Consider the following 11,003-nt stretch of genomic DNA (forward strand, 5'->3'; position numbering starts at 1 on the left):
CATCGACCCATTATCGACCTGCCCGACCGGGAGCGTATGTCCGGTGTGGGCTCAAGGGGTCAGCACAACGCTTCAGCGAGACAGAGCGTCTCCATTCCAGCACACCCAGCCAGATCTGGATGGGGCAGACGGCTCCTGTGTTACGGTGCGCGAAGCATGTAGTTATCGGAACGCCCCCGGACTTGTCCCGCACGTGAACTCCCCAGGAGGTTCCCTCTTGTCCCTACATGCTTCCCTCGACCTAACAGGCCATGTGGCGCTCGTCACAGGCGCAAACCACGGCATCGGCGCGGCGACAGCTTGTCGCATCGCCGAACGTGGCGCCTCGGTAGTGATCACCTAGCTACCGATCGGGGATGCTCCCGATCCAGGTATCCCCGACACCTACCGCAACAACCGTGCCCAAGATGCTGACGCTGTGGTCCAGCGATCTCTGCCAGCGGCGGAACGGTGGTGGCGATAGAGGCCGATCTCAGCGATGGCGAAACAATCAGCCGTCTGTTCGATGCAGCCGAAGCTGACCTCGCTCGTTGAAAACCCCCAGATCTGCTCACTGGAATCCCTCGCCACCAGGTCTTGTCGTGTCATATCCGATAAGAGATACTGCGAGTGTGTCGATAGTGAGAGATCTTCGCGAATCCGCTGAATTGACTCAGGTCGAGTTGGCTGAACGGGCGGGTACGTCGCAGCCGGCGATCGCCGCGTACGAGTCGGATCGCAAGAGCCCGACGTTGCGGACCCTGAGGCGGCTCGCGCAGGCTGCCGGCCGGGAAGTGGTGGTTTCGTTCGCTCCGCCGTTGACGAGGGAGGAACGTCGAAGTCTGGCGTTGCATCGGGCGATCGCCCGCAAGTTGCGGGAGGTACCCGACGAGGTGCTGGTCCGGGCTCGGCGTAATCTCGCTCGCATGATGGAGCGGCATCCGGCTGCCCGGGGACTGCTCGAGGAGTGGGCCGTGATCCTGGAGAGGCCCGTCGACGAGATCGTCGAGATCTTGACGGATCCTCGGCCCCATGCCCGTGAGCTGCGCCACGTCACTCCGTTTGCCCGGGTGTTGACCGCCGCCGAACGGACCCGCGTATACGAGGAGTTCGCTCGAAGCGAGGCGCTGCGTTGACCAAAGACGAGTTCGATCATGCGATCCGGGCGGCAGGTGCGATGCTCGGTGTGCCTGAGATTCCGGTGATCGGCAGCCAGGCGGTGCACGGATCCGTTTCCGGGGACCTGCCTGAGGAGGCGCTACGGTCGGTAGGGGTCGATGTTGCCGTGTTTGGTGATGTGGACGGGGCCGAGGCCGATCTTCTCGACGGGTCGATTGGCGAAGCGTCGATCTTTCACGAGTCGTTCGGGGTCCCCTCGCATCGTGGTCGAGGGGAGACGCCGTACCGGGTCAGGGCGTTGGCTGTCGTGTGGGCGTAAGTTCGATGACGGGGATGGCGCGGCTGGTGCGTTGTCGATAGCGCTCAAAGGTTGGGTAGATGGCGACGAGCGCCGGCCATATCCGTTTCGCCTCGTCGGCCGGGAGCACTCGGGCGGTGTGGGGGATTGTCTCGCCGCGAATGTCGACCTCGACTTGCGGATGGGCGACGAGGTTGCGGTACCAGTGGGGCACGGTGTCGCTGCCGGCGAACGACGCGGCGACGTAGCGGTTGCCGTCGTGCTCGGCGTAGTAGAGAGGCGTCGAACGGGGTTCGCCGCTGGTCCGGCCGCGGGTGGTCAGTATGAGGGTGTCGACGCCGAGGGGCCCGGCTCCGTGAAAGAGGCGATAGAGGGCGAGGTGGAGTCGTCCTCCGGTTCGTACCACGCCAGGACGGAACCAGATCGTCAGGAAATTGGCCAGGTATTTTGTGAGGTTGCGCATCTGCAATCCGCTCCTATCGGTCGGGCTAGGACTCTCCGAGGGGTGCTTGGCCGGTGCCGAGCAGCTCGTCGGCGAGTCTTCGTACGGCGCGGCGACCCTCCTGGAGGGCCTCGTTCCCGCGTGGAGAGATCCGATAGACCCGCCGAGCCTTACCGTTCATGGTCTGGGGTTCCGAGGTGACGAGCCCTTCGGCTTCCATCTGGTGCAAGGTGGGGTAGAGCTTGCCGGGGCTGATGTCGTAGCCGTGTTCGGCGAGTTCGCGGCTTAGCCAGGCGCCGTGCACCGGGCCTTCGGCGGCGTGGTGGAGGATGTGGAGGCGTACCGCCCCACGAACAAACTCTCTGATGGTGCGCTGGCTCTCCACGGCGTCCCAAGCAATATCGTAAACCGATATCAGTATACGATGATGCTGTCGAGCAGGCAAGAAACTCCGTGGACTCCAAGGCGAACAGGCCTGACATCCGTTTCTCTTCGCCATCTACGGCGTTCGGCTGCGCGATGCGAAGCTCGCAACAAGGTCTTGCGTCCTCGGTTGGGCCTCTGCCGCCGATCAGATGGTGGAACATGGCGAGGTGTCGTAGGCTCGGGTGATGACGAGTCTCGGTGAGGCTTTCAATGTTCGGGCGATCACTGATCTGGCCGGCGCGCGGGTCTATGCGCGTGGGGTTGCCTATCACGCCGATGGGCGTGTCGAGCCCGACGCGAGAAGCGATCAGCGGTTGGAAGCGACAGTGCGTGGCTCGGTTCCCTATGCCGTGGCACTGTGGGTCGATCGTGACAAGGCGGGATGGTCGTGCAGTTGCCCGGCCGCCGAGGACGGTTCGTTCTGCAAGCACTGTGTCGCGGTTGCATTGCTGTTCGCCCCTCGTTTGGATCCCGGGGCCGGCGCAGTGCCAGGACCGGTCGAATCGGCACACGGACCGGATGTTTCGTCTCACGTCGAGGGACTGTCGCGCGAGCGGCTGGTCGAGCTCGTGCTTGAGCAGTGTGAGACCGACTGGCAGCTTCGAGAGCGAATGGTTGCCGAGGCGAGGGCCGCTCGTGGCGATGGTCCTGATGTCGGGTCGTGGCGACGTCGCATCGATTCCGTGTTCGCTCCCTATGGCGATTTCGTCGGCTATCGCGAGGCGAAAGGATGGGCCTCGGACGTCTTTGATGTGATCGACGGGCTTGGGGATCTCGCGAATGCCGGACATGGTGATGAGGTGATCGTGTTGGCCGAGCATGCGCATCGTTGCGCCGATGCTGCGATCAGGTACGTTGACGATTCCGATGGTTGGCTCACCGATATCGAGGAGCGGCTGAGCGACCTGCATCTGAGCGCGTGCGAGGCTGTGCGTCCTGACCCTGTTGGTCTGGCGCGTCGTCTCGTCGATCTGGAATTGACGTCTGAACTTGACGGATTCCATCGCGCGGCAGCCACGTACGCGGACCTGCTCGGCGAGACTGGACTCGCGGAGTATCGGCGGATCCTGGAACCGCGATGGGAAGCGGTCAAAGATCAGACAGATCGATGGTCAGGCGATCGGTTCTCTGTCGAGCAGGCCATGATCGGTGTTGCGTTGGGTTCGGGTGACCCCGACGAGTTGATCGAGGTACGGAGTGGAGATCTCCGAACACCTGATGGCTATCACGAGATTGCCGGGGTGCTGGCTGGGGCCGGTAGGGTCGAAGAGGCGGTCGAGTGGGCCCGGCGGGGATTGGCCGAGTACGCGGATCGCACCTGGCAGCTATCGGGGCTGCGCGATTTCCTTTCGGGGATCCTTCGATCGCAGGGTGAGCACGCGCAGGCGGTCGGCTTGTATTGGGAAGGTTTCGAGACCGCGCCGTCTGTGTCGAGCTACCGCCGGCTCCTTTCTGAGGCGAGTCCAGACGCCGAGTCGTGGTCGGAACGCTGCCTCGAGACACTCAGGGAGCGCGTGGCCGAAGCGCGCCCGGGTGACGATGTCCGCCGGTCGCATGCCGTGCCTCGTCCCTCCGTGGCACTCGTCGAGATCCTCATGTACGAAGGTGACATCGAGGGTGCCTGGACGATCGCCGCCGAGTATGGGTGCGACGACAGGACGCGGCTGACGCTGGCTCGTGCCCGCGAGGCGACACATCCGCTCGATTCGATCTCGGTGTACGAACGCGAAGTCTTCGCGCTCATCGACCGGAAGAAGAACCGCGCCTACCAGGCCGCTGTCGACTTGTTGGATCGCATCCGTGTCCTGGCCGACGGTGCGGCGCAGCCCGAACGGTTCTCCGTGCTCCTCGAACGGGTTCGTACCGAGCACCGCGCAAAGCGGAACCTCAAGGCCCTTCTTGATCGCAAGGGCTGGTGAGTAGTTTCTGGCCACACCCGTGCTTGGGGTCTGTCAGTCCTGCTGCACGGACATGGAGGCTTGGCCACGGGAGTGCGTGGACGTACATTGGCCGTACGTAGTGTGAGGTTCGGGTGGCTACTGAAGCGAAGCGGAGACGTAGGGAACGTCTCGAAGTCAGGACAGCGCCCGAGGATCGGGCGCTTGTCGATAGCGTCGTGGCGGCTTACGGGACGGATCTGACAGAGTTCGTTGTCACGAACCTGACGGTGGCCGCGCGGCGGGCGTTGGCCGATCGATCCGAGTTTGTCCTCGACTCGGATTCCCGGCAGGCGTGGGAGAAGGTCAACAGGCGTCGAGCTCGCGATCTGCCCGGGTTGCGTGAGCTGATGCAGCGTCCGTCTCCGTTCGTTGACGAGTGACGGACCGGCATCGGCCACCGAGGCTCATCGAACCCGGCGACGATGTCGACGGGTTCCAATGCCGACCTGATGACGAACAAACCCGGTGGTTGCGCCACCACGCCCGTCAGGCGAGTGCCACAGGTGAGCGACCAATCCTTGTCGTTGCGGCCGTTCACCTCCTTGGCGAGACGCGCCGCCAACTCTTCGGCGTCGTCCCTGCTGGAGCCGCCCGGGTGCCAGGTGCGGCGTTCCCGTCCGGTGACCGGGCCGAGCCCTTCGTAGACGACTGCATACCAGCGGTCACCCTTCGTTGCGATACAGTCCTTCACGGTTGTCTCCGTTCCGGGTTGCCGACGTTCGGGAACCCGGTAGAAGAATCCGGGACCCGGCCCCGAAGCGCACCAGGCAATCCGAAGGCTCCGAGGTGGTCGGACTCACACGAAACAGTCTCCGGTAGCCCCGGACCGGTTCAGAGCTAGCGTAGGCACCGGATGGACCAGGGATCCTCAATCGCGAAGTGTCGTGGCGCGGGAGAGCCTCTTCGAGTCTCGCGTTTTCGGCCTGAGCAGGCGGTTGATGTCGCAGGGTGGCAGTACCCGCCGCCCTACGACATGTACTCCAGCACCGAGGCCCTCTCCGGTCGACTTCTGGTTGATGAGGGAGATGGCCTCGGCTATTTCGTGTTGACGTTGCTCGGATCTGATGAGGCGCTCGGCTTCTGCTGCTACGGGCCCGAGGCGCGTGTTATCAACGAACCAGAACCGCTTCCCGGGACACTCGATGTTGGTGGCGGTCTACGGCCGGATGCAGTTGGGCGAGGGATTGCGTCCAGGTACATGCCGAGCGTGTTGGAACACGCGGCCCGGCTCCACCACCCAAAGTGGTTTCGTGTTGCAGTCGCAGCATTCAACGAACGCTCTGTGGCGCTGTGTACGACTTCGGGGTTCGTGAGATCGAGTTCCTTCGCCGGCCCCGACGAGAGGGAGTTCCTGGAATTGTATCGCACCAGGGTCAGCTTCCAATGAACGGCGCAAGTCTCCCGGGATCTCAGCGTTCAATCTGGGCATTCTGTGAGCTTCGTCCTGGCTGCCCAGTTCGGTATGGCTATCAAGAGGCGTATTCGACGGAGGTGCGTGCACCGTGGTGGTGTACGAAGGCCTGTGGGCCCTTCCCTTAGAGTGAGAGCGCTGATGGACGCATGGACGGCTGCGAATCGCGCGAATTGGGACGATCGGGTACCGATCCACAGAGCTTCGGCCTTCTACGACGTGGAGGGTTGGCTGGCGGAGAGACCAGGACCTCGGCCGTGGGAGCTGGAGGTCCTGGGAGATGTGGCCGGGCTCGACCTGGTTCATCTGCAATGCCACTTCGGTCTCGATACGTTGGCCTTCGCTGACGCCGGCGCTCGCGTCACGGGGGTCGACTTCTCCGGCGCCGCGATCGAGCTCGCCCGAGAGCTGGCGACGTCGGCCGGCCTGGCGGACAGGGCACGCTTTGTGGAAGCCGATGCGCTCACGGCAGCAGAAGTCCTCGCCCCGGAGACCTTTGATGTCGTCTATGTGAGCCTCGGGTCGCTGTGCTGGCTGCCGAGCGTGACCGCGTGGGCAGGTGAGGTCGCCGGCCTCATTCGCCCCGGTGGCCGCCTCTACCTACACGACGCCCATCCGCTGGCATGGGCCATGGCCGAGGGCGACCTACGGGTCGAACAGTCCTATTTCGAGGAGCCGGAGCCCCTGGCGGTGGACAGCGACGTCACCTACACCGACGGCGACGACCGTCTGATCCATGCTCGGCACTACGAGTGGAATCACTCGATCGGCGAGACCGTGGAGGCGGTCATCGGCGCCGGGCTGAGGATCGAGCGGTTGGTCGAACACGACTGGACGGTGTGGCGTCGCTTCCCTTGGCTGCAAGCCACCTCCGACGGTCGATGGGTGATACAGCCGGGCCGACCCCGGGTGCCGCTGACCTTCACCCTTCTCGCCACTCGCGGGGACGGTTAGCCGAGGCGGGTCGTTCCGTCGGTTGGCCGCGAGCGGAGGAGACGTCTCGATGTTGAAGACAGACCGAGGCGTCCTCCCGCAGAGGCACGATGGACGGTTGTTGTTGGGAGCACTCACGTGTTCTCGGCTCGCTTCCACCGGATCTCCATCGCGCGTCCGCCGCGCGAGAGTGGGATCAGACGGGAAACAAGGAGAAACGTTGAGAGGCGAAGACCCGGTTCTGCCGGGCGTTTCTCGCATTTCCCCCGGTCAGTGAAACTCGCAGAATCGCTCACAACCGGAAGGTCGCGGGTTCAAATTCCGCCCCCGCTACGAACGCAAATCCCTGTGAACACAGGGGTTTGCGGCGTTCTCCGCTTTGATCGGGTGGTCTCGGTTGTCCCTCCTGAAGTCCGACGGTCGGCGAAGCGCCAATTCTCTCATGGTCGAGCTTTCTGACGGAAGGTGGCTGGTTCGCCATATGGCCGCTCTTCGAGCGGCAACGAGTACTGCGAGTATTTCGCCTGGCCGGATCGAAGGTGGGTTCAGAATGCTCCGGCAACGGCGCAGGGCGAGCGTTGTGTCTTGTTGCATGAACCGAACCGGGTCAATCCCACCAGTGGGCTTGGCGTCTGGGTTGGCGGGTGGCTACTCCGGCGAGGAGGGCGTTGAGGCCGTATTCGAATTGGTCGTTGGCGACGAGTTGTGTCATCTCCGATCAGGTCGGCGTAGCTGCAGCCGCTCCTGGCCGGCATCTGAAGATCATCTTCTTCAACGATCCGTGCAGCCGCGCACTCTCGTACGTGAGCTACTGGAACAACCACGGGGAGCATCTCCATGTACGGTATTGTCAGGTCTACTATCCGAAGTCGAGTTCACATGATTGCCAGGCCTTCGTTGTGGGTGTCTGTGGTTGTGTCGGCTCTTGTGTTGGTGACTGCCGGGTGTGGCGAGGCTTTGGTGCCGCAGGACTCGGTCGGCGGGTCGGCGTCGGTTACGGCACAGACGCCCTCTTCTCCGACTGTTGAGGCTACAACGTCATCGTTGGCGACCCTCCCGAGCACTCCCTCAGTCTCGGTGGTGGAATCCGACTCGGTGCGGCCGGTGCAGATGCTGCCGGCAGAGTCGATGTCGGCCGGAGTTGAGCCGGGCCCGCTGGTTGGAGCGCAGGCCGTCAGGGGCGAAGCGGCCCTCGAGGACGGTACGGTGAGTATCCCGGTTGCGTTCCTGATCGACGCGGATGGGTCGTATCGGGTGGAGGTAGGGACCGTTCGCAACGAACTGTTCGCCTACGACGCGTCGACGATGACTGCCCAGATGTGGTCCGACGACGTTGGAGGTGCCATCGTCGACGGGGTCGCACCGTTCGGGCCGTTTGAGTTCGGGAGCCCGCTGCACACGTATCTTCGTATGCAGTACCGGGCGGCCAGTTTCCTTGTCGACATGTCTCCCATGATGTTCTCTGACGTCTCGGCACTGGAGGCGATTCTTCCCGCCGTGGATGCGGACGGTTCCGAAACGCCCGGCGGGCCGGTGCGGTTCGTGGTGGACGCCACCACACGTATGCCGCTGCTGGTGGACGACGGTGTGGTGCGATTCAGCGTGCGTGCGCTCGTTTACATGGACAGCGCCGACCGGAGTCTCTACAGCCTGGGACTGGACTCTGCGGCTACGTCGCTCGCATTCCACGTCTCGCACGGCTTCACCCCGATTGATACCGAAACCGCATCGAGCGTGTTTCCCGGTGCCGTCTCGAGCCGGCTCCCAGGAGGTTACGTTCTGAGTGCGGCATATGCCGATGCGCAGGGGCGAACCGTCCTCGTATACCGCCGGAGAGGGTTCGACACCGTCACGATCGCGTCGGCTCCGGTCGATCTTGCAGACATCTACGACGGGGACCTATACCCTCCATCAGGGCAGGCGGAAGCCACGGACATCCCGAACGTGACTGTGGTCACCGGCCCACCCGGGCACATCCTCATGCGCGCAGGCAACTCGGTTATCACCATCAACGGAACAGAACGGAACCTGATGCTCGAGACCGCCAAGCTCATCGCCGACACCCACCAGCGAACCGACCCGCAGAGCTGATCACGCCCAGGTGGGGCAACCTCCCCGGTTCCCACACCTAAACCACGCGCAAAGGGCGAACACCAGTACCGGCGGGTTGCGTGAGGCCCGGTATCTCAGGGATGGCTACTGTGCTGGAAGTTCCACTCTCGAGAGCTGCTTGAACGCGACCTGGTACCCGTGTCGATGGGATGAATGCAGCAATACGCACCTGTCGATGTACGACTCGGGGAGTGACACACTGCATGTGGCCTTGCGCTCCAGAAGTCAATGGGACGGGGGCGTGACGACTCGAAGCTGCCGGTGGGGTAGTTACGGGCCTCCATGTACTTGCTGCCTCCACGACGCAGACGTGCACGAAGGACTGATGGACACGCTCGATCCCAACGGAGACGGATCTCGAACCCCACTGGCCGTTGCCATCCTTTCTCTTACGACGAGCAGCATCATGCGAGCAGCATGGCTGCGTTCCACGACCGGTTATGACATCGAGATCGTCAAGACGGTACGGACGTCGGAGAACGCCCGCTATTCGACGGTCTACGAGTCGACCTACGGCTGTACAAGGGGACGAGCCTGCAGGTGCACGAGTGCATCGGCGGTGGCAACTACTATCGATCGACGTGGGGACCGTGACGAGCCTGACCGGTAGACGCCTGGTGCTGCTGCTGGCGGGGCTGAGCTTTCTGGCCGGGTGTATGCAGGCGGATTCCGGTACTTCGACGGTTCCGGCGACGGCGACCAGTGCCGTCTTGGAGACGACGACATCGAGTACCACCGTTGTCCACACGGCGGAAACGCAGCCCGGGTCCCTCGTGTCGTGTCCCGGTCCGATCGAGGGTTCGGCCGAGGTCCGCGGCGATCTCGACGGTGACGGTGCGGAGGAGACCGTCCTGGTCGAGCGGCCACCGGGTGGTGAGACGGTGATTCGGGTGTGTGGTTCGCGTCTGCGAGTCGCTCCATATCACGTCGGTGACGTCAACAAGCCGGTCGAGGTGTATGGCATCGACATCGAAGGTGACGGCATAACGGAGCTGCTCGTCGGCGCCCCAACTGGTGCGGGGCCGTTCGCGGGGACGGTCCTGCGCTTGGAAGGTGACGAGCTGGTCGACACGAGACTGTCGTTGACGGTGATCTTCGCGGGACGGGAAGGAAGTAGCTTTGGGTGCGTCGATGTGGACGGCGATGGTGTACGTGAGCTGGTGTCGTATACCTATGAGTTCGACGGCGACACGGTCGATTCGTCGACCACGATGACGTGGGCCCGGACGGTCCTGCTCGGCCCTCTCACCGGCACTACGACAACCGGCACGTTCGACGTTGGGGAGCAGCGCGAGGATGTCGAGGTTCTCATGGCGGGTACCTGCGGCGACGACGTCGACATCAGAGCGTACCCGTGACAGATGAGAACGGCCGGACTGGTGTTCCCCCGGTTTGGCAGAGTCGGAATGTTTGAATCGGTGGGGCCTGAGATCCGGCTGCAACCACTTCTGATTCCCGAGTCGACGCTGCCGGCAGGAGCGTCTCGGGGGAGGGCGACCGGCTGCCCCCCGGACATCTCGAGCTTCTCCATCGCGTCTCCACCGCGCGAGAGAGTGGGATGGCGCGGGAAACAGCGAGAGACGTTGAGAAGCGAGAACCTGGTCAGAACAGGCGTTTCGCGGGTTTCCCCAGATCGGTGAGCACCATGTTGGGCTGATAAGCCGAAGGTCGCGGGTTCAAACCCTGCCCCCGCTACGAACGAAAGCCCTTCCACCACAAGGGTTTTCGACTTTTCTCCGATCTCCACGAGCGCCCTCATGCGGCTCCATCGCGCGGCGGGGACAAGTCGTCGAGATCCAGACCGCGTGGGTGTCGTCGTCGATGTGTGTGATGACGGAGGAAGCTGCCCTCTGCGGGGTTCGCGTGGCCGACGAAATGCGGTTCCTTGCTCCCGTAGTGTGCGGGGGCGATGAATCCTCCTCGGATGATCACCACCGAACGACTGGTCCTGCGTCCGCCGGCTACGTCGGACCGCGATGCCGTGTTCGCGTACGCGTCGGATTCCCAGGTGATGCAGTACCTCTCGCGGGTCCCGACGACCGATCCGGCGGACTCGGCCGCCTTCCTGCAACGGTGCTTGCGCGTGTGGGAGAGCGGCGAGGCCTATGTGTGGGCGATCACGCTGCCCGATGGGTCGCTGATCGGGATGATCGAGGGGCAGCCCTCCAAGCACGGCTTCGAGCTCAGCTACGGGCTGAACCGCGTCGCATGGGGGAACGGATACATGACCGAGGCGCTGCAGGCGATTGTCGGCTGGGCGCTCAGCGAACCTGAGGTGTATCGGGTGTGGGCGTACGTCAATGTCGGGAACGTGGTGTCGCAGCGGGTTCTCGAGAAGGCCGG

The 11,003-nt window shown here is 63.6% G+C and carries 12 protein-coding genes; 10 read left to right on the top strand and 2 right to left on the bottom strand.

What is annotated here, in order from left to right:
• Window positions 1-611 precede the first annotated feature (611 nt).
• Together GXP34_07925 and GXP34_07930 are read left to right on the top strand one after the other, a co-directional pair.
• On the top strand, window positions 612-1,115 hold the full coding sequence (locus GXP34_07925; GenBank protein ID NOY55900.1) for a helix-turn-helix transcriptional regulator: 504 nt from the start codon (window positions 612-614) through the stop codon (window positions 1,113-1,115).
• On the top strand, window positions 1,112-1,417 hold the full coding sequence (locus GXP34_07930) for a hypothetical protein (protein NOY55901.1): 306 nt from the start codon (window positions 1,112-1,114) through the stop codon (window positions 1,415-1,417). The genes GXP34_07925 and GXP34_07930 overlap by 4 nt, the downstream gene beginning before the upstream one ends.
• On the opposite strand, the gene GXP34_07935 is transcribed toward GXP34_07930, so the two are convergent.
• Together GXP34_07935 and GXP34_07940 are read right to left on the bottom strand one after the other, a co-directional pair.
• Window positions 1,389-1,859 carry a nitroreductase family deazaflavin-dependent oxidoreductase gene (locus GXP34_07935; protein NOY55902.1) on the bottom strand — a complete coding sequence of 157 codons (471 nt, stop codon included), beginning with the start codon at window positions 1,857-1,859 and terminating at the stop codon, window positions 1,389-1,391. The two genes, GXP34_07930 and GXP34_07935, sit on opposite strands and share 29 nt — an antisense overlap.
• Before the next feature lie 25 nt (window positions 1,860-1,884).
• Window positions 1,885-2,205 (bottom strand): helix-turn-helix transcriptional regulator, encoded by a 321-nt coding sequence (locus tag GXP34_07940; GenBank protein NOY55903.1) that lies wholly within the window; start codon window positions 2,203-2,205, stop codon window positions 1,885-1,887.
• A 244-nt stretch (window positions 2,206-2,449) separates the two neighbouring features.
• On the opposite strand from GXP34_07940, the gene GXP34_07945 reads away from it, so the two are divergent.
• From GXP34_07945 to GXP34_07980, 8 genes are all read left to right on the top strand, one after another.
• Window positions 2,450-4,183, top strand: coding sequence for a hypothetical protein (locus GXP34_07945; GenBank protein NOY55904.1), 1,734 nt, complete (start codon window positions 2,450-2,452; stop codon window positions 4,181-4,183).
• Between the two features lie 113 nt (window positions 4,184-4,296).
• On the top strand, window positions 4,297-4,584 hold the full coding sequence (locus tag GXP34_07950) for a DUF1778 domain-containing protein (protein NOY55905.1): 288 nt from the start codon (window positions 4,297-4,299) through the stop codon (window positions 4,582-4,584).
• A gap of 473 nt (window positions 4,585-5,057) precedes the next feature.
• Window positions 5,058-5,591 carry a GNAT family N-acetyltransferase gene (locus GXP34_07955; GenBank protein NOY55906.1) on the top strand — a complete coding sequence of 178 codons (534 nt, stop codon included), beginning with the start codon at window positions 5,058-5,060 and terminating at the stop codon, window positions 5,589-5,591.
• A gap of 165 nt (window positions 5,592-5,756) precedes the next feature.
• Complete coding sequence (locus GXP34_07960) at window positions 5,757-6,569, top strand: class I SAM-dependent methyltransferase (GenBank protein NOY55907.1); 813 nt, start codon at window positions 5,757-5,759, stop codon at window positions 6,567-6,569.
• A gap of 1,083 nt (window positions 6,570-7,652) precedes the next feature.
• Window positions 7,653-8,639, top strand: a complete 987-nt coding sequence (locus GXP34_07965; GenBank protein NOY55908.1) for a hypothetical protein — start codon at window positions 7,653-7,655, stop codon at window positions 8,637-8,639.
• 346 nt (window positions 8,640-8,985) lie between these two features.
• Window positions 8,986-9,270 carry a hypothetical protein gene (locus tag GXP34_07970; protein NOY55909.1) on the top strand — a complete coding sequence of 95 codons (285 nt, stop codon included), beginning with the start codon at window positions 8,986-8,988 and terminating at the stop codon, window positions 9,268-9,270.
• A complete protein-coding gene (locus GXP34_07975; protein NOY55910.1) occupies window positions 9,242-10,018 on the top strand; it encodes a hypothetical protein in 777 nt (258 codons plus the stop codon). Before GXP34_07970 ends, GXP34_07975 begins: the two co-directional genes overlap by 29 nt.
• A gap of 566 nt (window positions 10,019-10,584) precedes the next feature.
• Window positions 10,585-11,003 (top strand): GNAT family N-acetyltransferase (locus GXP34_07980; protein ID NOY55911.1); only part of this gene is annotated, 419 nt, incomplete at its 3' end.

This window comes from Actinomycetota bacterium (assembly GCA_013152275.1).
GTDB lineage: Bacteria > Actinomycetota > Acidimicrobiia > Spongiisociales > UBA4744 > BMS3Bbin01.

Bases quoted from the DNA above. Each gene is read 5' to 3' on its own strand.
- GXP34_07935 (NOY55902.1), bottom strand. From the start codon at position 1,859: ATGCGCAACCTCACAAAATACCTGGCCAATTTCCTGACGATCTGGTTC.
- GXP34_07945 (NOY55904.1), top strand. From the start codon at position 2,450: ATGACGAGTCTCGGTGAGGCTTTCAATGTTCGGGCGATCACTGATCTG.
- GXP34_07955 (NOY55906.1), top strand. From the start codon at position 5,058: ATGGACCAGGGATCCTCAATCGCGAAGTGTCGTGGCGCGGGAGAGCCT.
- GXP34_07960 (NOY55907.1), top strand. From the start codon at position 5,757: ATGGACGCATGGACGGCTGCGAATCGCGCGAATTGGGACGATCGGGTA.
- GXP34_07970 (NOY55909.1), top strand. From the start codon at position 8,986: ATGGACACGCTCGATCCCAACGGAGACGGATCTCGAACCCCACTGGCC.